The sequence below is a fragment of the Pseudomonas oryzicola genome (assembly GCF_014269185.2).
Taxonomy (GTDB): Bacteria; Pseudomonadota; Gammaproteobacteria; order Pseudomonadales; family Pseudomonadaceae; genus Aquipseudomonas; species Aquipseudomonas oryzicola.
In genome coordinates this window covers 3,215,679-3,240,522 of record NZ_JABWRZ020000001.1, presented here as the reverse complement: position 1 = coordinate 3,240,522, position 24,844 = coordinate 3,215,679, and the positions used below count along the sequence as shown (strand labels likewise).

Annotated in this window: 12 protein-coding genes; 11 read left to right on the top strand and 1 reads right to left on the bottom strand. The window is 65.1% G+C overall.

The window, feature by feature from the left end:
• Positions 1–47: 47 nt before the first annotated feature.
• Complete coding sequence (locus tag HU760_RS14840; protein ID WP_186679853.1) at positions 48–1,901, bottom strand: ABC transporter ATP-binding protein; 1,854 nt, start codon at positions 1,899–1,901, stop codon at positions 48–50.
• Positions 1,902–2,278: 377 nt separating this feature from the next.
• On the opposite strand from HU760_RS14840, the gene katG reads away from it, so the two are divergent.
• The 11 genes from katG to HU760_RS14785 all read left to right on the top strand — a co-directional run bounded on the left by katG (position 2,279) and on the right by HU760_RS14785 (position 24,788).
• Positions 2,279–4,537: a catalase/peroxidase HPI gene (gene katG / locus HU760_RS14835; protein ID WP_186679854.1), complete on the top strand. Its 2,259-nt coding sequence runs from the start codon at positions 2,279–2,281 to the stop codon at positions 4,535–4,537.
• A gap of 112 nt (positions 4,538–4,649) precedes the next feature.
• On the top strand, positions 4,650–5,978 hold the full coding sequence (gene pssA, locus HU760_RS14830) for a CDP-diacylglycerol--serine O-phosphatidyltransferase (RefSeq protein WP_186679857.1): 1,329 nt from the start codon (positions 4,650–4,652) through the stop codon (positions 5,976–5,978).
• Between the two features lie 116 nt (positions 5,979–6,094).
• Positions 6,095–8,644: a bifunctional diguanylate cyclase/phosphodiesterase gene (locus HU760_RS14825; protein ID WP_186679859.1), complete on the top strand. Its 2,550-nt coding sequence runs from the start codon at positions 6,095–6,097 to the stop codon at positions 8,642–8,644.
• A 111-nt stretch (positions 8,645–8,755) separates the two neighbouring features.
• Positions 8,756–9,538, top strand: coding sequence for an efflux RND transporter periplasmic adaptor subunit (locus HU760_RS14820; RefSeq protein WP_186679860.1), 783 nt, complete (start codon positions 8,756–8,758; stop codon positions 9,536–9,538).
• Entirely contained in the window at positions 9,535–10,854 is a 1,320-nt protein-coding gene (locus HU760_RS14815) for an efflux RND transporter periplasmic adaptor subunit (RefSeq protein ID WP_186679862.1), read from the top strand. Before HU760_RS14820 ends, HU760_RS14815 begins: the two co-directional genes overlap by 4 nt.
• On the top strand, positions 10,851–12,947 hold the full coding sequence (locus tag HU760_RS14810) for an HlyD family efflux transporter periplasmic adaptor subunit (RefSeq protein WP_186679864.1): 2,097 nt from the start codon (positions 10,851–10,853) through the stop codon (positions 12,945–12,947). Before HU760_RS14815 ends, HU760_RS14810 begins: the two co-directional genes overlap by 4 nt.
• 24 nt (positions 12,948–12,971) lie before the next feature.
• Positions 12,972–13,772, top strand: coding sequence for an aspartyl/asparaginyl beta-hydroxylase domain-containing protein (locus HU760_RS14805; RefSeq protein ID WP_186679866.1), 801 nt, complete (start codon positions 12,972–12,974; stop codon positions 13,770–13,772).
• Positions 13,760–14,758, top strand: a complete 999-nt coding sequence (locus tag HU760_RS14800; RefSeq protein WP_186679868.1) for a sulfotransferase family protein — start codon at positions 13,760–13,762, stop codon at positions 14,756–14,758. The genes HU760_RS14805 and HU760_RS14800 overlap by 13 nt, the downstream gene beginning before the upstream one ends.
• A gap of 155 nt (positions 14,759–14,913) precedes the next feature.
• Positions 14,914–15,417, top strand: a complete 504-nt coding sequence (locus HU760_RS14795; protein WP_186679870.1) for a GNAT family N-acetyltransferase — start codon at positions 14,914–14,916, stop codon at positions 15,415–15,417.
• A 66-nt stretch (positions 15,418–15,483) separates the two neighbouring features.
• Entirely contained in the window at positions 15,484–16,074 is a 591-nt protein-coding gene (locus HU760_RS14790; RefSeq protein ID WP_186679873.1) for a phage tail protein, read from the top strand.
• A gap of 125 nt (positions 16,075–16,199) precedes the next feature.
• Positions 16,200–24,788: an Ig-like domain-containing protein gene (locus tag HU760_RS14785; RefSeq protein ID WP_186679876.1), complete on the top strand. Its 8,589-nt coding sequence runs from the start codon at positions 16,200–16,202 to the stop codon at positions 24,786–24,788.
• The last annotated feature ends 56 nt before the right edge of the window (positions 24,789–24,844 follow it).

The following is a 24,844-nucleotide window of genomic DNA, read 5'->3' as shown; positions in this document are numbered from 1 at the left end:
TGCCAGCCAGGTAGTTGATCGGCTGGCGCGGGGTTCCATCGGGCGGCTTACTCAACCGCCTCGGCCACGCCCTGGTCCTCACCCAGGAAGCCGCCACTCTGGTGCTGCCACAAGCGTGCATAGGTCCCCTTGTTCGCCAGCAACTGCGCATGGGTACCTTGCTCGATGATGCGCCCTTCATCCATGACGATCAGCCGGTCCATGGCGGCAATGGTCGACAACCGGTGGGCGATGGCGATGACGGTCTTGCCCTGCATCATTTCATCCAGGCTTTCCTGGATGGCCACTTCGACTTCCGAATCCAGCGCGCTGGTGGCTTCGTCCAGCAACAGGATCGGCGCGTTCTTCAGCATCACCCGGGCAATGGCGATGCGCTGGCGTTGGCCGCCGGACAGCTTGATGCCGCGCTCGCCCACCAGCGTGTCATAGCCGCTGTGGCCCTGGCGGTCGCTGAGCTGGCGGATGAAACCGTCGGCCTGCGCATTCACCGCAGCGGCGCGGATCTGCGCCTCGGTCGCATCGGGGCGGCCATAGGCGATGTTGTCGCGAATCGAGCGGTGCAGCAGCGAGGTGTCCTGGGTGACCATGCCGATGGCGCTGCGCAGGCTGTCCTGGGTGACTTGGGCGATGTTCTGCCCGTCGATGCGGATTTCGCCACTGTCCACGTCATAGAACCGCAGCAGCAGGTTGATCAACGTGGATTTGCCAGCGCCGGAGCGGCCGACCAGCCCGACCTTTTCGCCAGGGCGGATGTGCAGGCTCAAGTCGTTGAGCACCTGGCGCTCGCCGTTGTAGTTGAAGCTGACCTTGTCGAAGGTCACCGCGCCGCCGCACGGCACCAGCTCTCCGGCATCCGGTGCATCCTGCACCTTGGGGCCGCGGGTCAGGGTGGCCATGCCGTCCTGTACGGTGCCGATGTTCTCGAACAGCGAGGTCATCTGCCACATGATCCAGTGCGACATGCCGTTGATCCGCAAGGCCATGGCAGTAATGGTCGCCACCGCGCCGGTGCCGACCTGGCCCTGGTGCCATAGCCACAGGGCATAGCCGCCTGCCCCCAGGATCAGCCCCACCACCAGCGCCTGGTTGACGATCTCGAATTGGCTGACCAGGCGCATCTGGCGAAAGCCGGTGTGCTTGAAATCCTCCATGGCAGCGCGGGCGAAATGCGCCTCACGCCTGGAATGCGAGAACAGCTTCACCGTGGTGATGTTGGTGTAGGCGTCCGACACCCGCCCGGTCATCGACGACCGTGCATGGGCCTGTTCCTCCCCGACCTTGCCCAGGCGCGGTACGAAATACAGCATGGCCAGCCCGAACAGTACCACCCAGGCAACGAACGGCAACATCAGCTTCAGGGCGAAGCCACCGGCCAGGGCGATGATCGCGATGAAGTACACGCCGATGCCGGGCAGGATCTCGATGACGGTAAACAGCACTTCACGTACTGCCAGTGCCGTCTGCATCACCTTGGTGGTGACCCGGCCGGAGAACTCGTCGGAAAAGAACGACAGGCTCTGGCGCAGCATCAGCCGGTGAAAATCCCAGCGCAGGCGCAGCGGCAAATTGATCGCCAGCACCTGGTGCTGCACCATCGTGCGCATTGCCACCAGCCCGATGCTGGTCAGCAGGACGATGCCGATCCCCCACAGTACGTGGCTTTCCTGGGGGCTTGCGGCATCACCGGCCTGCCAGGCCGAAAGCAGGTCGACCACCTGGCCGAGGAAGGCGAACAGCCAGGCTTCGTAGATCGACACCGCGGCGCTGAGCAAGGCAAGTGCCAGAATGTAGCCGCGCGCGCCGCGGCTGCAGGCCCACATGAAACGCAACAGGCCTGCGGGTGGCGGTGGCACCTCGTCGGGGGGGAAGGGGTCGAGCCATCGTTCAAAAATGCGCAGCATGCTTGTCTCCGGAAATCAGCTTTGGCCTGGCCGCTAACCATACAGAACACGCAGCGCTCCGGGGGTTCGAGTTGCCAGGTTGCTCCCTTCAGGCGTAGAGCCGGCGGACCTGCCTCCTGACAGAGCCAGCCTATCAGCCCTTAACAGTCACTCTATTAGCTCTCTGCCCAGGCTCGGCTAGTCTTTTCACTGGCTTCATCAATTGCGCGAGCGGGCGAGGTGTCAGCACTTGTGTGCAAGACCGCCGCCGCCTGCCGTGGCAGTTTCGCAAGCCCCTGTACAGACCTGATGAGGGGGAGCACGAGCGCACGCGCTCGGCTGAAAGAACACCTGGCACAGACCGGAAATCTGGATAAACGACCCGAAGGTACACGCAGATGTCGAACGCATCGAAATGCCCGTTCCATCAAACCGCAGGTGGCGGCACCAACAACCGTGACTGGTGGCCTGACCAGCTCAATCTGAGGATTCTTCACCAGCATTCCTCCAAGTCCGACCCGATGGACCCGGGTTTCGATTATGCCAAGGCGTTCAAGAGCCTCGACTTCCAGGCCCTGAAAAAAGACCTGACCGCCCTGATGACCGACTCCCAGGACTGGTGGCCCGCCGACTTCGGCCATTATGGGCCGCTGTTCATCCGCATGGCCTGGCACAGCGCGGGCACCTACCGCATCGGCGATGGCCGGGGTGGTGCAGGTTCTGGCCAGCAGCGCTTCGCCCCGCTCAACAGCTGGCCGGACAACGTCAGCCTGGACAAGGCCCGGCGCCTGCTGTGGCCGATCAAGCAGAAATACGGCAACAAGATTTCCTGGGCCGACCTGATCGTGCTCACCGGCAACGTCGCCCTCGAATCCATGGGCTTCAAGACCTTCGGCTTTTCCGGCGGCCGTGCCGATGTGTGGGAGCCGGACGAAGATGTGTACTGGGGGTCGGAAAAGGTCTGGCTGGGCGGCGACCTTCGTTACGGCAAGGAACAGGTCAAGGCCCAACCGCCGGGCCAGGGTGACCTGGTCGCCGAGCCAGCGAAGCACGCGGAGGAGCAAAGCCGCGCGCTGAGCGGCGAACGCAACCTGGAAAACCCGTTGGCCGCCGTGCAGATGGGCCTGATCTATGTGAACCCGGAAGGCCCGGACGGTAACCCCGACCCGGTGGCTTCGGGCAAGGATATCCGCGAAACCTTCGGTCGCATGGCCATGAACGATGAAGAAACCGTGGCCCTGATCGCCGGTGGGCATGCCTTCGGCAAGACCCACGGCGCAGGCCCTGCCGACAACGTCGGGGCCGAGCCGGAGGCGGCGGGCCTGGAGCTGCAAGGCCTGGGTTGGGCCAACCGGTTCGGTAGCGGTAAAGGCGCAGATACCATCACCAGCGGCCTGGAAGTTACCTGGACTTCCACCCCCACCCGGTGGAGCAACGAATACCTCAACAACCTGTTCAACTTCGACTGGGAGCTGACCAAGAGCCCGGCAGGTGCGCACCAGTGGCGGCCAAAAGACGGCAAAGGGGCAGGCACCGTGCCAGATGCGCACGACCCGGCCAAGCGCCACGCGCCGTCCATGCTCACCTCCGACCTGGCGCTGCGCTTCGACCCGATCTACGAGCCGATCGCCCGTCGCTTCAAGGACAACCCGGACCAGCTGGCGGACGCGTTCGCCCGTGCCTGGTACAAGCTGATTCACCGCGACATGGGGCCGCTGGCGCGCTACCTGGGCCCGGAAATGCCCAGCGAAGAGCTGCTGTGGCAAGACCCGATTCCCAAGGTCGACCACCCGCTGGTGGGTGAGCAGGACATTGCTGCGCTCAAGGCCAAGGTGCTGGCGGCGGGCCTGAGCGTTGGCGAGCTGGTGGCCACCGCATGGGCGGCGGCGTCGACCTTCCGTGGCTCGGACAAGCGTGGCGGGGCCAATGGTGGTCGCCTGCGCCTGGCACCACAGAAGGACTGGCCGGCGAACCAGGGCACCGGCAAGGTGCTGGCTGCGCTGGAGAAGATTCAGGCCGAGTTCAATGCCGGTGGCAAGAAAATCTCCCTGGCCGACCTGATCGTCCTCGCCGGCGCTGCCGCAGTGGAAAAGGCTGCCAGGGATGCCGGGCACAACGTCAGCGTGGCCTTCCGCCCGGGGCGTACCGATGCCTCGCAGGCGCAGACCGACGTCGAGTCGTTCGCTGTGCTGGAGCCGCTGGCCGATGGCTTCCGCAACTTCACCAAGGCCCGCTACAGCGTCAAGGCCGAAAAGCTGCTGCTGGACAAGGCCCAGTTGTTGACCCTTACCGCTCCGGAGCTGACCGTGCTGATCGGCGGCCTGCGCGTGCTTGGCGCCAACCATGGCGGCAACCAGCAGGGCGTGTTCACCGACAAGGTCGGTACCCTGAGCAACGACTTCTTCCGCAACCTGCTGGACATGGGTGTGGAATGGAAGGCGACCTCGGCTGACAACGAGGCTTTCGAAGGCCATGACCGCAAGACCGGGCAGGTGAAATGGAGTGCCAGCCGGGTCGACCTGGTGTTTGGCTCGCATGCCCAGTTGCGGGCGCTGAGCGAGGTGTATGGCAGCAGTGATGGCGGCGACAAGTTCGTCAGGGACTTCGTGGCCGCCTGGGAGAAGGTCATGGAGCTGGACCGCTTCGACTTGCAGTAACGGTGTTGCGGCGGGGGCGCCTGGCGCCCTCTGCCGCGTCGGGGCTGGACCATTCCGATGTTCCTGTGCAAGCTGATGCGCGACAGTGATTGCACAGAGAAGGTGATCGTCAGTGAACCCCGAAACCCTGCTGGCAGGCTTGCCAGGCTACGCCATGACGCCCGAGTCGATCCAGGTGCTGCCCGATGCCAAGGCCTACCGCGCCTGCCTGCTCGAGCAGATCCGTACGGCGACCCGCCGCATCGTCATCGTTGCGCTGTACCTGCAGCAAGACGAGGCTGGCCAGGAAGTGCTGGATGCCCTGTACCAGGCCAAGGCCGCACGGCCCGGCCTGGACATCACCATCGTGGTCGACTGGTTCCGTGCCCGGCGCGGCCTGCTCGGCGCTGGCCGCCAGCCGGGTAACGCCGCCTGGTACCAGGCCCAGCGCCAGCAACGCGGGCTGGATATCGTGATCCATGGCGTGCCGGTGCAGACCCGCGAGCTGTTCGGTGTGCTGCACCTGAAGGGCAGTATCATCGACGACTGCGTGATCTACACTGGCGCCAGCCTGAACAATGTCTACCTGCACCGCTTCGAGCGCTACCGCCTGGACCGTTACCACCTGTTCCACGCGCCAGCGCTGGCCGATGCCATGGTCGACCTGGTGCGGCGCCTGCTGCACCACACCGCTACGCCACGCCTGGACCTGCCGGCGCCGCCCGCCACCCGCAGCCTGCGCGGTGATATCCGGCGCTTGCGTGCGCGGCTGCGGCGTATGAAGTACGAGGCACCGGCCGACGGGGCGGGGCAAGGCCTGCGGGTCATTCCGCTGCTGGGCGTGGGCCGCGGCAACCCGCTGAACCGGGCGCTGTGCGCCTTGCTGGCAGCGGCGCATACCCAGGTCATCATCAGCACGCCGTATTTCAACCCGCCACGGGTGTTGCTGCGTGAGCTCGATGCTGCGCTGGAGCGGGGCGTGCGGGTGGAACTGATTGTCGGCGACCGTACAGCCAATGACTTCTATATCGCCCCCGGCGAACCGTTCAGTGCCAGTGGTGCCTTGCCTTACCTTTATGAAGACAACCTGCGTACTTTTGCCCGGCGCCGGCAAGCCGCGATTGCCAGCGGCCAGTTGCAGGTGCGGATCTGGAACGACCCCGGGCATACCTTCCATGCCAAGGGGGTGTGGGTCGACCAACGCTATTCAATGCTGACCGGCAATAACCTGAACCCACGCGGTTTCAACCTGGACCTGGAGAACGGTCTGCTGATCGATGACCCTCAAGGCCAATGGCTGGTGCCTCGGGAAGCCGAGTTGACCGAACTGCGTCGGCATGCGCCGCAGATCGACCCGGCGCAGGCGCTGGGCGTCAAGGCCGAGCACCCGAAGGAAGTACGCAAGTTCCTGCGTCGGCTACGCTTTAGCCGGTTGGAGCCGTTGATCAAACGGGTACTTTGAGGTTTCGTTCGAGTCTGCAGGGCTCCCGGAAATTGGACGCCCGGTCGTCGGCCGGATTGATCGGCGCCTATCGCTGGCAGTCCATTCTCTGGAGTACGGCAAAAGGCGCCCACTGAATGGATGCAACCTTCGGCAGTAATTCGTCGCGCAGTCAGGTGGTTCGGCAGTTGACCCTGGTTTTTTCCAGCCTGCTGCTGCTGATATTGCTATTGGGCCTGGTTTCCTTATACCGCATTGCCGAGTCACTTGACGCGCGCGAGCGAACACAGAGCCGTTTCCACGCCGAGTCGGCGCTGGCTCAATTGCAGAAGAGCGAACGCAACTACCTGGTCTCCTATGCCGTGTGGCAGGCCGCATACGAGCACTTGGCCGGCCGTGTGGACCGGCACTGGGCCTACGACGAGGATAACCTGGGCGAGACGCTTTACAGCACCGACGGCTATGAAGGGGTGTTCGTCCTGGGGGATGACGGCACCCACTATGCGATGCTGGAAGGGCGTCTCAGCGAACAGGGCTTCGAACGCTACAGCGGCAGCCGCACCCAGGTTCTGCAACGGGCTCGGCAGGCGACGCTGCAGGAGGAACAGGCTGCCTCCGGCTACCTGGTGTTCAACGGCCAACCGGCGCTGTACACCGCAGCGGTCATCCGCCCGCCCTCGGCTCGGCCCTCGCTGCCGAGTGCTGGCGCCGTACTGGTGTTCGTGCGGTTACTCAGCCCGAAGGTGCTCGGGCAACTGGGCCGCTCTGCCGGGCTGTCAGGCTTTGCCGTCGTGGCCGCGCCTCAGGTGCAGGCAGACCAGGGGCGTTTGCCGCTGGAGGACAGTGGCTACGCGCTGACCTGGCATATTGAACAACCAGGGGCCGATCTGCTCGAGACAGTACTGTTGCCGCTGGCCCTGGCTTTGCTGATCATCGCCCTGGTCATGGCCCTGTGCGCCCGCTACGCCATGCGCGCCAGTGCCGGCATGGACCGTAGCCACCACGCGCTTGCCGCCTCGAAAGCCGCTCTGCAAGCCAGTGAAGCGCGCTTCAAGGCAGTGGCGGAAGCCGCCTCGGACTGGATCTGGGAGACCGACGCGCAGCAGAACCTGACCTATCTCTCTGCGCGTTTTACCGAATTGACCGGGCACCCCGTGGAGCGTTGGCTGCAACGCCCGATCAGCGACCTGTTCGACTGCGATACCGGCCAGGTCGAGACCTGGCTGCACGGCCTGGCCGGCAGCGAGTCGACGGGTAGCCTGCGTTGCCAGTACCGCGATCACCATGAGCAACGGCGAGAATGCCGGATTGCCGCCAAGGCCATCATCGAACACAAGGCTTGCCAGGGCTTTCGCGGCACGTGCACGGACATCACCGACGAAGTCGCTGCCCATGCGCAAGTGCAGCACCTGTCGCTACACGATGCGCTCACCGGCCTGCCCAATCGCAACAAGTTGTTCCGCTTCCTCGAAGATGCCGGGGTAGGGGAGCTGGCCTTGCTGATGCTCGACCTGGACAATTTCAAACCGATCAATGACAGCCTCGGCCACCCGGCCGGGGACGCCGTGCTGATCGAAGTGGCCCGTCGGCTCGGGCAGGTGACCCGCGATACCGACCTGGTGGCGCGCCTGGGCGGAGACGAGTTCGTCATCGTGCTGGCCCGGCCGGGCAAACATGATGAAGTGGACCGCTTCTGCGCGCGGGTCGTCGAAGCCCTCAAGCGCCCGATCACCTTCGAGCAACACAAGGTGCAGGTCGGGGTCAGCCTCGGGGTGGTGTTGTCTGCAGAGTATGCCGGTTCGCCCAGTGACCTGATCCGGTATGCCGATGTGGCCTTGTACAGCGCGAAACAGGCCGGCAAGCATACCTGGCGCTACTTCTCGGCACAGCTGAACTCGGCATTGCTGGAAAAGCGCGAACTGGAACGTGAACTGCGCGAGGGCATCGCCCGTGGTGAGCTGCGCTTGCATTTCCAGCCACGTTACAAGGTGGACGGGGTAACGGTGGCGTCTGCCGAGGCGCTGGTGCGCTGGCAACATCCACGGCTCGGTTTGCTGCGGCCAGACCGCTTCATTGCCCTGGCCGAGGAGTCCGACCTGATCGTGCAGCTGGGCAACTGGGTGCTCCAGGAGGCTTGCACCCTGGCACGTGGCTGGCCGTTGGCTATCCTGGTCTCGGTCAACATGTCGCCAGCGCAGTTCAGCCGCAGCGACGTGGTGCGGGACGTGGCTGAAGCGCTCCGGCACACGGGCCTGCCTGCCCATCGGCTGGAGCTGGAGATTACCGAGAACGTCATGCTCAATGACGTGGAAGGTGCCCTGCACACCATGAATGCATTGAAGGAGCTGGGGGTACGTCTGAACATGGATGACTTCGGCACGGGCTACTCTTCCCTGGGCTATTTGCGCACCTACCCGTTCGACAGCATCAAGATCGACAAGCGCTTCGTCCAGTCGTTGGGCACCAGCAGCAGTGATCGCAGCGTGGTGCAGGCTATCATCAACCTGGGCAACGCGATGGGCATGACCGTCACCGCCGAGGGCGTGGAGACCGCAGAACAGCTGGCCTTGCTTTGCGACGACCAGTGCCATGAGGTGCAGGGTTACCTGCTTAGCCGGCCGGTGGAAAACCGCGCGTTGATGCAACTGATGGCTGCCGGCGAAGGTGTAGATCCCGGTGTGTCCTGACGGCCACGCTCGCATGAGCTGGACTGCAGGTCAGCGCCGGACACGGTGATATATCCGTGCCATCATCTTTGTCGTACACTCCGGCCACCGAGTTCACAAGGAGTGTGCCCCATGCGTCCTGCCATCCGCCTGGCCCTGGCCTTGGCTGTGTTGCAGTTGCCACTGGCGGTGGCCAGTGAAGCACCAGGCGACCCACTGCTGGACACGCCGGCGCGCGGCGATGCAGGCACTGGGCAAAACGCCCGTGGCGTGCTGCGCGCCCGTGATCACGCAGTGCTGGCCAGTGAACTGGCCGGGCGCATTGTCGAGATGCCCTTTGCAGAGGGCGAAGACTTCAAGAAGGGCAGTACCTTGGCGCGCTTCGATTGCGCTGCTTACCAGGCCCAGCTCAATGCTGCCCAGGCGGCGGTGCGCGCCTCACGAGAGGAACTCGACCACAATCGGCAACTGGCCGCCCTCAAGTCGGTCGGCCGGTACGAGGTTTCCCTGGCCGAAGCCAGGCAGGCCCAAGCCCAGGCCGAAGCGCAGGTGTACCAGGTGCAGGTCAGGCGCTGCGTGGTCAATGCACCGTTCGATGGCCGTGTGGTGCAACGCCGTGCCCAGCCACACGAAAGCGTACCCAGCGGGGCGCCGCTGCTGGAAGTGGTGGACAACCGCTCGCTGGAGATCCAGCTGCTGGTGCCGTCGAACTGGCTCGCACGCCTGAAACCCGGTCAACCTTTCCAGTTCACCCCGGATGAAACTGGCCGACCGCTGCAGGCGCAGGTCAAGCGCGTCGGCGCGCGGATCGATGAAGGCAGCCAGACCCTGCTGCTGATCGGCGAACTGCCGCGGGACGCCCAAGGGCTGTTGGCGGGCATGAGCGGTACGGCCATTTTCCCGGAACAACCATGACGGCCGCCGCCAACGGCGTGGCTGAGCATGCCTTCGCCCGGTTTCTGGGGCTGGAGCGGCAGGCGCGCCAGGCTGCCAGCAGCGAGCAGCTGGCCTATGCCATGGTCAACGATGGCCAGGCGCTGTTTGGTTTTCGTCATGCCGCGCTGTTGATCGAAGGCAAGGTCCAGGCACTCACCGGTATCAGCGTGGTGGAAAGCAATGCCCCGTTCGTGGCCTTTGTCGAGCGCGCCGCCAGGCAGCTGCAGGCCGCCGGTGCTGCTGATACCGCCGCAGCGGTCAACCCGGCGATACTCGATGCGCAGGTGCGCGACGACTGGCAGGCTTTGTCTGCTGCGCAGGCCTTCTGGCTGCCGTTGCACAACCGTGAGGGGCAAACCTTCGGTGGCTTGTGGCTGGCACGCGATAACCCCTTCAACGCTGCCGAGCAGGCCCTGCTGGTGCACCTGGCAGAGGCCTACGGCCATGCCTGGCAAGCCTTGCGCCCGGCGCGCCCGTGGCGCCTGCGCTGGCCAAGACGGCGTCTGCTGGCGCTTGTGGCGGTGGCCGTGGTGGTGCTGTGCATACCGGTCCGTCAGTCGGTGCTGGCGCCCGCCGAGGTGGTACCGCGCGGTGGCCGGGTGGTGGCCGCGCCGCTGGATGGAGTCATTGCCGAGTTTCTGGTCAAACCCAACCAGACGGTGATCGCCGGTGAACTGCTGGTGCGTTTCGACGACACCTCGCTCAAGGCGCAGGCGGATGTTGCCGAGCGTACCTTGGGGGTTGCCGAGGCCGAACTCAAAGCCAGCACTCAGCGCGCATTCTCCGATGCTGACTCCAGTGCGCGCCTCGACCTGCTGGCTGCACGGGTGGAGCAGAAGCGCGCCGAACTCGACTACGCCCGCCAGTTGCTGGCGCGCAGCGAAGTGCGTGCCGAGCGGGATGGCATTGCCGTGTTCGCCGATGCCCAGCGCTGGACTGGCAAACCGGTGCAGACCGGCGAGCGCCTGCTGCAACTGGCCGATCCCGCCAAGGCCGAGCTGCGCATGGAGTTGCCGGTGGGCGACGCCATTGCCCTGCAACCGGGGGCCGAGGTGGCGCTGTTCCTGGACAGCGATCCATTGCACCGGCACCCCGCGCAGCTCGAGCGTGCCGCCTACGAAGCCCAGGCTACCGCTGCCGGGCAGTTGGCCTATCGGCTGGATGCGGCGTTCGTCGAGGCGCCGCCACGCATCGGCCTGCGTGGCACCGCCAAGCTGTATGGCGAGCGTGCGCCGCTGGCCTATTACCTGCTGCGCCGCCCGCTGGCGGCGGTGCGCCAAGGGCTGGGCTGGTGATGCTGCCGGCCCTGCGAGCCGACCTGCAACTGTCGCCAGCGGCGCCGGCGCTGGACGGTTCAGCGCAATGGACCCTGGCCGACCCGCTGCGCGGTCGTTACTTCAAGCTCGGCGCAGCCGCGGTGCGCTTGTTGCACCACTGGGGCCTGGGCGATCCGCAGCAGGTACTGGCGGCGGCCAATGCCGAACCAGGCGCGCGATTGCAAGCCGACGAACTGGACACACTGCGAGGGTTCCTTGCTCAACATGACCTGCTGAGCGCGGAGGATGCCGACCAGCGTCAAAGCTACGCCAGCAAAGCCGCGGCCACCCGGCAGAGCGTCTGGAAGAAGGCGCTGCACCAGTACTTGTTCTTCCGTATCCCGTTGTGGCGTCCGGACGCTTTCCTCAATCGCAGTTGGCCGCTGCTCGAACGCCATGCCGGCTGGCTGTTGCGCTTTGGTCTGCCCGCGTTGCTGGTACTCGGCGTATTCCTGATGGCCCGCGACTGGTCGCGTTTCATCGCCACGTTCCCGCACCTGTTCAGCCTGGGCGGCATGCTCGTCTTCGGGCTGGCCCTGGCCTTTGCCAAGCTTTGCCACGAATTCGGCCATGCCTATATGGCCAAGCGGGCTGGCTGTCGGGTGCAGAGCATGGGGTTGGCCTTCATGGTCATGTTGCCGATGTTCTATACCGATGTCAGTGACGCCTGGCGGGTGAGCGACCGGCGCTCGCGGCTGCTGATCGATGCCGGGGGCGTCCTCGCCGAACTGGTCCTGGCGGTGCTGGCTCTGCTGGCCTGGTCGCTGCTGCCCGATGGGCCGCTGCGCACCGCAGCGTTCATGCTCGCCAGCGCCACCTGGGTGACTACCTTGCTGGTCAACCTCAACCCGTTCATGCGTTTCGACGGTTACTTCCTGATCAGCGACCTGTGGGGCGTCGAAAACCTGCAGCAACGCGCCTTCGCCCTGTGCCGCTGGCGCCTGCGCGAGGCGCTGTTCGGCTACGGCGACGCAAAGCCCGAGCCTTGGCCCGAAGGCATGCACAAGCGCCTGCTGGTGTGGGGCTATGGTGCCTGGCTGTGGCGTGCAGTGCTGTTCTTCGGTATCGCCCTGGCGGTGTACCACCTGTTTTTCAAGGTGCTGGGCATTTTCCTGATGCTGGTCGAACTGGTGTGGTTCATCGGCCTGCCAGTGTACAAGGAGGTGCAGCAGTGGTGGCAGCGGCGCGGCCAGGCCCAGCCGCACAAGGCCGTGCGCAGTGGCCTTGGGGTGTTGCTGCTGCTGGCGCTGCTGGTGGTGCCGTGGCGCGGTGCGGTGGAAGTGCCGGCTATGCTCGAAGCGTCCCGCGTGAGTGCCTTGCACGCCCCGCTGGCGGCACGCTTGAAGCGTTTGCTGGTGCAGGATGGCGAGCAAGTCAGCCAGGGCCAATTGCTGCTGGAGCTGGAATCGCCCGACCTCGATTCGCGCCAGGCGATCGTTCGCCGCGAAATCGAGATACTCCAGTTGCTGCTGCGCCGACAGTCCGGGCGCAGTGCCACAGCTGGCGACGCTGGCATACTTGAGCAGCAACTGGCCGAGGCGGTGGCGGAATTCCGCGGCCTGGCCGCGCAGCGTCAGCGGCTGCTGCTGCGCGCCCCTCACGACGGGGTTTTGCGCGACCTGCCGGCCGGGCTGGCGGTCGGGCAATGGCTGAACACTGCCCAACCCCTGGGGCGTATCGTCGAGCCCGGGGTGCGCTTGCGTGGTTACCTGGCCGAGGCCGAGTTGTGGCGGGTGGCGCCGGGCATCGAGGGCCGTTTCATTGGCGATGACCCATTGCGCGCGGCATTGCCGGTGCGCCTGGAACAGATAGACGCCACCGGGGCAGCTTACCTTGAGCTGGAAGCATTGGCCTCTGATCGCCATGGCCCGATTGCCGTGCGCCGCGACAGCCAGCAGCGTGCGGAACCACTACACGCGCAGTACGGCGTATGGCTGAGCCCAACCACAGCAACCGCCGACATTGCTCAGCCGTTGCGCGGAGTGGTGGTGCTCGACGGTGCCCGCGAGTCGTTGCTGGAAGCAGCCTGGCGCCGGTTGGCAGCGCTGGGCGTGCGTGAAAGTGGTTTCTAGAACTGTTCAGCTGAAGGAGCGCCCATGCCCGAACTGCTTTTGCCGCGTTGTGCTCGCCTCGACCTGGCCATCGACCTGCCGGCAGTACTGGCGGCATTGCAGCGGGTTGCCAGCGATGCCTGGCAGCCGCACTTCAACAGCGGCTACCACCACGGCGACTGGAGCGGCGTGGCCCTGGTGGCCGCCGAAGATGCCATCGTGCCGCTTGCTCCCGGCCAGGGCGCTGCGCTGCGGTTGGCCTGGTGGCAGGCAGAAGCGGCCTGGCAAGCCTTGCTCGCGCCGTTTGCCAGCTCGCTACGCGCTGCCCGTCTGCTGCGCCTGGGCGCCGGCGCGCGCATCCATGAGCACCGTGACCCGGACCTGGGCCGGCCAGGCGGCTGCCTGCGTTTGCATATTCCGTTGCTGAGCCCTGCTGGCGTGGAGTTTCTGGTCGATGGCCTGCAGGTGCCCATGCGCCCAGGCGAGTGCTGGTTCATCGACCTGTCGCGACCACATCGGGTAGACAACCCGGGGCCCGGTGAGCGCATCCACCTGGTGCTCGATTGCCTGCCTGACCCGTGGTTGGCGAGCCTGATCGAAAAGGGGCGCGCGCAAACTCCAGGCTTGTGCCTGGGCAGGGCGGGGCAGGCCTTCGAACAGTTTCGCCAGCAGGTAGCGCAGGACCCGTTACTGGCCGCTCGCTTGCAGGCACATCAACAGCCGCAAGCCTTCGTCGCCGAGGCCATCAGCCTGGGCGCGGCCCTGGGGCTGGCATTTTCCGAGGCCGAAGTGCTCAGTGCCATGCGCCGAGGCAAGCAAGCATGGAGCGATCAATGGCGAGCCTGAATGCCACGATGGATTTCCGCGGCTGGCTACCCATCCGCCTGTGGCGCGGGGACGCTGACTGGCGGGTGGACTGGTGCTGGTTTGGCGAGCAGCAGCTGCGCCGGCCGTTCTTCCGTGATGACGTCGAGCTGGCATTGCGCCTGCCATTCAACCAGGCGCTACGCCGCGACAGCGATATCCAGGCGCTGCTGGACTGGCAGGCCCACAGCCCGGGCCTGACGCCATCGGCCTTGCTGTTCCACGCCTCGCGCTGTGGCTCGACCTTGATGGCGCAATTGCTGGCCAGCCAGGCGCACAACATCGTGCTGTCCGAGCCTCCGCCGCTGGACAGCCTGTTACGCGCGCCGTTGCAGGATGCCGCTGCCGCTGCCTGGCAGGGCGCGGCGTTGCAGGCGTTGTTATCGGCCTACGGCCAGCGCCGCCGGGGCGATGAGCGCCAGCTGCTGGTCAAGCTCGATGCCTGGAACGTGTTCGAGGCCCCGTTGCTGGCGGCGTTGTACCCGCAGGTGCCACGGCTGTTCCTGTACCGTGACCCACTGGAGATTGTCGCCTCGCAGTTGCGCCAGGCAGGCATGCAACGGGTTCCGGGCCTGCTCGGGCCCTCTGCCTTCGATGTGCTGTTGCCGCAGGCCGAGGCCATGGGCGTGGTGGAATACACCTGCAGGATGGTGGGCGAAATCCTCAGCGCCGGGCTGACGCTGTGCCGGCAGCACGGCGGTATTGCCGTCAATTACTGCGAGTTGCCCGACGCAACCTGGGGCCGGCTTGGGTCCGTGCTCGGCGTGCCGCCTGGCGCCGAGCGGGCACTGCGCGAGGTGGCAGTCTTCGATGCCAAGCAACCGGCGATGAATTTCACCGCTGACAGCCAGCGCAAACGCCAGGAGGCCAGTGAAGAGGTGCGCGAGGCTGTGCGCCAATGGGCCACGGAGCCGTACAACGCCCTGGAATGCCTGCGCTTGAGCCAGGCGCAGGCGCTGGGTGGGTGAAGCCTCGAACAACTGTTTGAGAAAAGTGCATGGCGACCCTGTCGTAATGGTGGCGATTTGCCGTGGTATTCGGCTACGCTGTTTTCGATGTGCAGGGTAATTCACAGGATGTGCTGGCCTCACCAAGGGGCTGACTATTGCAAGGAAGCGACACCATGGCCAGCCCCGAAGTGCACCTGCGCCCCATCACTGACGCCGACCAGGCGTTCCTGCGTACCCTCTATGGCACCACCCGGGCTGACGAAATGGCCATGCTGCCTTGGGACCAGGTGGTCATCGAGGCGTTTCTCGACCAACAGTTCCAAGCCCAGCACGCCCATTATCAGGCTCACTTTGCCGACGCCGGTTTCTCCGTCATCGAAACCGCGGGTGAAGCGATTGGTCGCGCCTACCTGCTGTGGACCGACAGCCATCTGCAAATCATCGATACAGCCTTGATGCCCGCCTGGCGAGGCCGGGGCATCGGCACCGGCTTGATCCGACAGTGGTTGGCACAGGCCGATCGACATGGCCTCAGCGTCGGCCTGCACGTAACGTTGCACAATCCGGCGCTGCGCCTGTACCAGCGCAACGGTTTCGAAGTGGTTGGCGACAACGGCCTGTATCTGGAGATGCGTCGGCCGGCGCTCGCAGTTTTTCACGTCGACAGGCCTGCCTGACGATGCGCGTCATATTCCGCGGGGCTGTGTCGCCCGCTCTATAGCGTAGTCATAGGAGATCGGAAAATGAGTGAGCCATTCCTCGGTGAGATCAGGATGTTTGCAGGCAATTTCGCGCCGCGTGGCTGGGCACAGTGCCAAGGGCAACTGTTGAGCATCCAGCAGAACAGCGCACTGTTCGCCATCCTCGGCACCACCTACGGCGGCAATGGCCAGACCACGTTCGGCCTGCCTGACCTGCGCGGACGCATGCCCGTTGGCGTGGGTACCGGGCCGGGGTTGCCGACTGTGGACCAAGGTGAAATGGCCGGTGTCACCCAGGTCACCTTGATGAGGCAGAACCTGCCGCCCATCCCGGTGGCGATCCCGGCCAGCAAAGCCAGTGTCGCCATCCCGGCGGTGGTCACCAACGCCAACCTCGGTGAGCCCACCACCGGCAGCGTGCTGGCCACACCTTACGACACCACCGGTTCGGGAGCGGCGGCGAGCATCTACTCCGATGCCGCCGCCAGCACCACCCTGAAACCGTTCGACGCCAATATTCCGCCAGTGAACGTGGTGACGGGCGGCAGCTCGATACCCGTTCCGGTACAAGCGCCTTTCCTGGGCATGAACTTCATCATCGCCCTGGAAGGCATCTTCCCGACCCGTAACTGATCCAGGACCGGGGCGGCATCGCAGGGCTGTTTGCTGCTCTGCGATGCCTCGGGGTCGATTACAAGCGTGCCGCTGCACGGGCACAACGACAAGAACAACCAGCCGCAAGGCTGAATGAGGTCGACATGGCTTTCTGGAAACGCAACCGTCCGCACGCACAACCCACCGTTTCCGTAAACCGTCCGAGCCTCATCCAGGCGCTGGAACCGCGCATGATGTTTGACGCCTCGGTGGCCGTGGTCGCCGACCAGGGCGCCCAGGCCGTGGAAGCCGCAACGGCCAAGGACCCCAGCGTGGCCAGCGATGCGAACAGTACGCAGGACACTGAAGCCGCGCACGACGCCACCCCCGCAACGGCACCGGCCACTACGGCTGCTGGCAGCCACGAAGTGGTGTTCGTCGACTCCGCCGTCAGTGACTACCAGAAGCTGATTGCCGGCCTTCCTGCTGGCGTCGAGGTGGTGGTGCTGGAGAACGGCAAGGATGGTTTCAGGCAGATTGCCGATTACCTCGATGGCCGTAGCGACGTGACCAGCATCGATATCATCAGCCACGGTGACAGTGGCTATGTCTACCTGGCTGGCAATGCCGTGTGGACCAACCAGTTGGCCAGCCATGCCAGCGACCTGGCGCGTATCGGCGCCAGCCTGGCGGACGGTGGCGACATTCGTTTCTTCGCCTGTAACACCGGTGCGGGCAGCGATGGCCAGCTGTTCGTTGACGAAGTGGCGCGGTTCACCGGCGCCGACGTCGGCGCTTCGGCGAATTCAACCGGCAATCGCGCCGGCGAGGACTGGCAGCTGGAGACCGTCTCTGGGGTGCTGGCGACAGATACGGGCGTGCAGCGCGGGGACCTGTCGGCGTTCACCACTTCGCTGGCGACCATTACCGTTACCGACACCGATGCATCTTCCACGGCGCTCAATGGCAAGGTGTCGCTGGCCGAGGCCATCCAGGCCGCCAACACGGATGCTTCGGTGGATGGCTCCAGCGCTGGCAGCGGCAGCGATATCATTGTCTTCCACCAATCGCTGAAAGGGCAGACCATCCGCTGGTCCACGGCTTCAGCGCTATTGGTCACCAGCAACGTCACCATCAACGGCGACGTCGATGGTGACGGCCAGGGCGATATCATCCTCAGCGGCGACGTCAACAACAATGGCTCGCGCGACTCACTGGAATCGTCGGGCCTGCAGAGCAACACCAACGGTGCACTGACCGTGCGCAACCTGGATTTCCGCTATTTCTCCGGCAACTTGACCGGCGGCGCAATCCGGGCCAACTCGGGCTCGATCACGGTCGAGGACTCGAACTTCCAGGACAATGCCGGTGCCGTGATCAACTCGGCGACCACGGTAGGCTCCACGGTGATCGTGCGCAACACGACCATTCACGACAACGATGGCAGTATCGTCAACGCTACGGGAATGTCGTCACTGGTCCGCCTGGGTGGGGCCAACAACCACGTGCTGGAAAACGTGGCGATCTACGACAACATCGGCGAATACGGTGCCACTGGCGTCGTCTCCGCCGGTGCGGTGATCGTGCTGAACAATACCGGCGGCTCGGTGAGCATCGTCAACAGCACCATCGCCAACAACACCTTCAGCACCAGTACCGGCACCATCAGCTCGGCTGGCCTTGGCTGGTCGCCGGGCAGCGCTGGCACGGTGACGGTGCAGAACAGCATCCTCACCGGCAACACCGTCAATGGCGTTGCGCTGGATGCGGCCACCAACAACGGCGCCGGTGGCGGTTATACCAGCACCACCAACCTGATCGGCGTTTCGGTCGACTTCGTCAATGCTGCAGGCGGCGACTACCGCCTGGCGTCCACCGCCAGCAATGCCATCGACCAGGGCACTGCTGCCGGTGCCACGCTCACCGACCTGCGCGGCTTTGTCCGGCCGCGTGGCGCCGGGGTGGACATCGGTGCCTACGAGGTGCTGTATGCCGCGCCCCCCGTGGTCGACCTGGACACCAGTAGCGGCGGTAACGACAGTACGGTGAACTTCACCGGCACACCGGTGGCGATCGTACCCAACCTCAGCCTCACCCAGACCGACGGCGACACCCAGGTGAGCGGCGCCACCCTGACCCTGAGCGGTGTGGTGGATGTCGGCAGCGAAACCCTGTCGCTGAGCGCCGGACAGATTGCCACAGCAGCCAGCTTCGGCATCACTGTCAGCGGGTCGGGCAGCACGATGCTGACGTTGAGCGGCGTCGCCACCCTGGCGCAATACCGCGCGGTGCTCGCCGCGGTGACCTACGGCAACGCTGCCGTGGCCTACACCAGCGGTACCCGTAGCGTGGCGGTCAGCGTCAACGACGACATGGGCAGTACCAGCCGCACAGCCTCGGTGGTGGTGCAGCCGCTCAACAGCGTGCCAGTGATCGGCAACCTCAATGGTGACGGCGTCACCTTCACCCAGGGCAGCGGCGCGGTGCTGATCGACAGCGGCGGCAATGCCACCGTCAGCGACAGCGATTCCGCCGACTTCGCCGGTGGCAACCTCACCGTGGCGATCAGCGCCAATGGCGTGGCCAGCGAAGATTTGCTGGGGTTGCGCAACCAGGGCACTGGCGCAGGGCAGATCGGTGTCAGTGGCAGTACGGTGAGCTATGGCGGGGTCACCATTGGCAGCCTGTCCGGCGGCAGTGGCGGGGCCAACCTGGTGGTCACGTTCAACGCCAATGCCAATGCGGCGGCGGTGCAGGCGTTGGTGCGCAACCTCACCTACGAAAACAGCAATGCCGGCAACGCCATCGCCCAGGCCAGTCGTACCCTGAGCATCACCCTCAATGACGGTGACGGTGGCACATCCGTCGCAGCTTCGGTACAGGTGGCCATCCAGGAAACCATTGCCCCGACCGCCACGATCAGCATCAGCGACACGGCCTTGAAAATTGGCGATACGGCCACCGTGACCATTACCTTCAGCGAGGCGGTGAGCGGCCTGACCCTCGCCGACCTGAGCGTGGCCAACGGTAGCCTGAGCGGTCTCGCCAGCGCCGATGGTGGTATCACCTGGACCGCGACCCTGACGCCTGACAGCAATGTCAGTGATACCAGCAACCTGGTCACCCTGGACAATACCGGGGTCAGCGACCTCGCCGGCAACGCCGGCAACGGCACCACCGACTCGAACAACTATGCCATCGATACCCTGCGCCCGACCGCCACCATCGTGGTAGCCGACAGCGCCTTGCGGGCCGGCGAGACGTCGCAGGTCACCATCACTTTCAGCGAGGCGGTGAGCGGTTTCACCACCGCCGACCTGAGCGTTGCCAATGGTGTGCTGAGCGGGCTCAGCAGTTCGGACGGCGGTATCAGCTGGACCGCGACCCTGACCCCGGACAGCAACGTCAGCGATACCAGCAACCTGATTACCCTGGATAACACCGGGGTGAGTGACATGGCTGGCAATAGCGGCAGTGGTACTACCAGCTCCAACAACTATGCCATCGACACCCAGCGCCCGACCGCGACCATCGTGGTAGCTGACAGCGCCCTGAGCATCGGCGAGACCACCACGGTAACCATCACCTTCAGCGAGGCGGTAACCGGTTTGACCCTTGCCGACCTCAGCGTGGCCAACGGAGCACTGAGCGGACTGGCCAGTGCGGACGGCGGCATTACCTGGACGGCGACCCTGACGCCGGACAGCAATGTCAGTGATGCCAGCAACCTGATTACCCTGGATAACACCGGGGTGACTGACATGGCAGGCAATACCGGCAGTGGCACTACCAGTTCGAACAATTATGCCATTGACACCCAGCGCCCGACCGCGACCATCGTGGTGGCTGACAGCGCCCTGCGCATCGGTGAGACCACCACGGTGACCATTACCTTCAGCGAGGCGGTAAGTGGTTTTACCCTTGCCGACCTGAGCGTGGCCAACGGTAGCCTGAGCGGTCTCGCCAGCTCCGACGGTGGCATCACCTGGACCGCCACCCTGACCCCGAGCAGCAATGTCAGTGATGCCAGCAACCTCGTCACGCTCGACAATACCGGGGTAATCGATGCGGCGGGCAATGTCGGCAGCGGTACGACAGACTCGAACAACTACGCCATCGATAGCCAGCGCCCGACTGCAGTGATTACGGTCGCGGACACCGCCCTCACGGTCGGCGAGACCACCACGGTAACCATCACCTTCAGTGAAGCGGTGACCGGGTTGACCACCGCCGACCTGACGGTGGCCAATGGCTCCCTTGACGGGCTGAGCAGTGTCGATGGCGGCGTCACCTGGACCGCCACCCTGACGCCTGCCAGCGGTATCAGCGACATCAGCAACCTCATCACCCTGGACAATACCGGTGTCTCCGACCTGGCCGGCAACGCCGGGCTGGGCAGCACTCAGTCAGCCAACTACGTCGTCAACACCGTGGCCCCCACCGCCACGATCGTGGTAGCCGACAGCGCGCTGCGCGTGGGCGAGACCACAGTGGTCACCATCACCTTCAGCGAGGCAGTGAGTGGTTTCGACAACAGCGACCTGAACGTGAGCAATGGCACCTTGAGTGCCGTGAGTAGCAGCGACGGCGGCATCACCTGGACAGCGACCTTCACCCCGGCCGCCAATGTCGAGGACGCCAGCAACCTGATCAGCCTGGACAACAGCGGCGTGGTGGGTGCAGCTTCCGGCAATGCCGGGGTCGGCAGCACGGACTCCAACAACTATGCCATCGACACCCAGCGGCCAACGGCGATTGTCGTGGTTGCCGATAGCCAACTGGGCATCGGCCAGACCAGCCTGGTGACCATTACCTTCAGCGAAGCGGTGAGCGGCTTCACGACAGCCGACCTGACGGTGGCCAATGGCACCCTCAGCGGGCTGAGCAGCGCCGATGGTGGCGTCACCTGGACCGCGACGCTGACGCCGGCCAGCGGTGTCACCGACACCAGCAACCTCGTCACGCTCGACAATACCGGGGTAATCGACGCGGCGGGCAATGTCGGCAGCGGCACGACAGACTCGAACAACTACGCCATCGACAGCCAGCGCCCGACTGCGACCATCGTGCTGGCCGACAGCGCGCTGCGTGCTGGCGAGACGACCCAGGTCACCATCACCTTCAGCGAAGCGGTGAACGGCCTCGACCTGGCCGACCTCATCGCCCAGAACGGCACCCTGGCCAACCTGGCCAGCAGCGACGGTGGCATCACCTGGACGGCGACCTTTACCCCGGCGGTGGCGGTGCAGGATGCCAGCAACGTCATCAGCCTGAACAACAGCGGCATCGCCGACCTGGCCGGCAACGTGGGCACTGGCACCACCCAGTCGGCCAACTACACGGTCAACACCGTGCTGCCCACTGCCACCATCGTGGTGGCCGATAGCGCCCTGCGTGCCGGCGAGTCGAGCCTGGTGACCATCACCTTCAGCGAGGCGGTCAGCGGCTTCGACAACAGCGACCTGAGCGTGAGCAACGGTACCTTGAGTGCCGTTAGCAGCAACGACGGCGGCGTCACCTGGACAGCGACCTTCACCCCGGCCGCCAACGTCGAGGACGCCAGCAACCTGATCAGCCTGGACAACAGCGGCGTGGTCGGGGCCTCCGGCAATGCCGGGGTCGGCAGCACGGACTCCAACAACTATGCCATCGACACCCAGCGGCCGACGGCGACTGTCGTGGTTGCCGATAGCCAACTGGGCATCGGCCAGACCAGCCTGGTGACCATCACTTTCAGCGAAGCGGTGAGCGGCTTCACGACAGCCGACCTGACGGTGGCCAATGGCACCCTCAGCGGGCTGAGCAGCGCCGATGGTGGCGTCACCTGGACCGCGACGCTGACGCCGGCCAGCGGTGTCACCGACACCAGCAACCTCATCACGCTCGACAATACCGGGGTAATCGACGCGGCGGGCAATGTTGGCAGCGGCACGACAGACTCGAACAACTACGCCATCGACAGCCAGCGCCCGACTGCGACCATCGTGCTGGCCGACAGCGCGCTGCGTGCTGGCGAGACGACCCAGGTCACCATCACCTTCAGCGAAGCGGTGAACGGCCTCGACCTGGCCGACCTCACCGCCCAGAACGGCACCCTGGCCAACCTGGCCAGCAGCGACGGTGGCATCACCTGGACGGCGACCTTTACCCCGGCGGTGGCGGTGCAGGATGCCAGCAACGTCATCAGCCTGAACAACAGCGGCATCGCCGACCTGGCCGGCAACGTGGGCACTGGCACCACCCAGTCGGCCAACTACACGGTCAACACCGTGCTGCCCACTGCCACCATCGTGGTGGCCGATAGCGCCCTGCGTGCCGGCGAGTCGAGCCTGGTGACCATCACCTTCAGCGAGGCGGTCAGCGGCTTCGACAACAGCGACCTGAGCGTGAGCAACGGTACCTTGAGTGCCGTTAGCAGCAACGACGGCGGCGTCACCTGGACAGCGACCTTCACCCCGGCCGCCAATGTCGAGGACGCCAGCAACCTGATCAGCCTGGACAACAGCGGTGTGGTCGGGGCCTCCGGCAATGCCGGGGTCGGCAGCACGGACTCCAACAACTATGCTATCGACACCCAGCGGCCGACTGCCAGCATCGTAGTTGCCGACAGCAGCCTGGGCGCGGGCCAGACCAGCCAGGTGACCATCACGTTCAACGAGGCGGTAACCGGCCTGTCCCTGGCCCAGCTCCAGGCCGACAACGGCGTGCTGAGCGGCCTGGCCAGCAGTGATGGCGGTATCACCTGGACGGCCACCTTGACGCCGACCGCAGGCAGCCAGAGCAACGGCAACCGGGTCTATCTGGACACCGGCCCGGTTACCGATGCCCAAGGCAACCACGGCGACAGCACCGCGCAGTCCAATGCCTATCTCGTCGATACCCGCGCGCCGAGCGTGACCAGCGTCGGCGGGCCGGTCGGTGGTGTGACCTACAACGCCGGCGATGCTTTGGTGTTCGTGGTCAATGCCAGTGAGGCCGTTGAGGTCAATGGCTCCCCGCGGCTGCTGCTGGACGTCGGCGGGCGCGCGGTATACGCCGAGCTGGTGGCTGGTGCGGGTACGGCGACCCTGGTGTTCCAGTACGTCGTCCAGGCCGGCGACAACGACAGCGACGGCATCAGCGTGACAGGCCTGGCGGCCAACGGTGCGACCCTGAACGACGCACTGGGCAATGCCATGAACCTTACCTTGAACAACATTGCCGATATGCGCCAGGTGCTGGTCGACACCCAGGCACCGGCCGCGCTTGCCATCGTCACCCTCGACACGTCGCCAAGCAACGCCCAGAGCGTGCGCTTTACCGTGACCTTCAGCGAACGCGTCAATGGCGTGGACCTGAGCGACTTCAGCCTGGCCAGCAGCGGCTCGGCCAGCGGTACGCTGAGCTCCCTGCGCCAACTCGGCGAAGGTGTTTACGAAATCACTGTCAATGGCGTGAGCGGCACCGGCACCTTGGGCCTGAATCTCAAGGCCAGCGGTACCGGCATCAGCGACGTCGCCGGTAACCTGCTCAGTGGCGGCCTGGTCGGCGCGGCCTACAGCATCGATCGCGACGCGCCTACGGTAAGCAGTGTCGGCGTGCCGGCCGGGGTGGCCTACAACGCGGGCGATGTGCTGACCTTCGTGGTCAATACCAGCGAAGCGGTTATCGTCGATGGCGTTCCGCAGCTGGCCCTGGATATTGGTGGGCGTACGGTGTTTGCCGACTTCGTCGCAGGATCGGCGACCACCACGCTGGTGTTCCAGTACCGCGTTCAGGCCGGCGACAACGATGCCGATGGCGTACAGGTGCTGGGCCTGTCGGCCAATGGTGCGACCCTGCATGATGCGCTCGGCAATGCGCTGAGCCCGGGGCTCAATGCGGTGGGTGACAGTGCCGGAGTGATTGTCGACACCCGCCTGCCAAGCGTCGAGTCGATCACTCCGGTTCAGCTCTCCACGCCTGGCAGCCAAGCGTTCACCGTCACCTTCAGCGAAGAGGTCAGGGGTGTCGACCTGGCTGATTTCCAACTGGTAGCGACCGGCAGTGCAACGGGCACCTTGCAATCGCTGGTACGTATCGATGGCCGCACCTGGCAGGTCAATGTCGCTGCAGTGGCCGGCAGCGGCACGCTGGCACTGGCCCTGAAAGCCAATGGCACCGACATCAGTGACATTGCCGGGAATACCCTGGTGGGTGGCTTCAGCGGCCAGGGCCAGCCATTGCCATCCAGTGATGGCGACCCGGAATACCGTGCCTATCCGCCTGCAAAACAGGGCCTTCCCGGCTCGACTGTGCCTGTGATCGCGCCGCTTGCAGTGCCGCTGCCGCCATTCCAGTCGCCGCTGGTGCCGCAGCCATTGTTCGAGGTGCCGAGCCCGGGCGGTGGCTTACCGACCGTTGGCGATATCTTCATTCGCAATGGTGCCTTGGCGCCGAGCTACCTGGCCCAGGTTTTCGTGGGGCAGCAGCACGCCCTCGGCGATGGGGCCGGCGCGGGCTTCCTCGGTTTCGGCGGCGGCGATGCCAATGTGTTCGGGGCCAGCAGCCTGGCCAATATCTTTGACAAGACGCTGCCGGATGACGGCGGCCAGTACGAGCTGAACGGGGGTAAACCGTGGCGCCAGGGCGCCGATGCGGGGGCAGGCAAGGGCCTCTCCGGGGCACCGACCCTCAGCCAGCAATTGCAGGCATTCAGGGACGGTGAGCAGCGCCAGGTCAGCAAGCTGGCCCAGGCGCTGGGACAGATCGAGGCAGTTACCCCTCAGGCTTGAGCGTCGGCCATGAGGGGCGACAAGACCAGAAAAAAACAAGCAATTTGCCGTGCCAA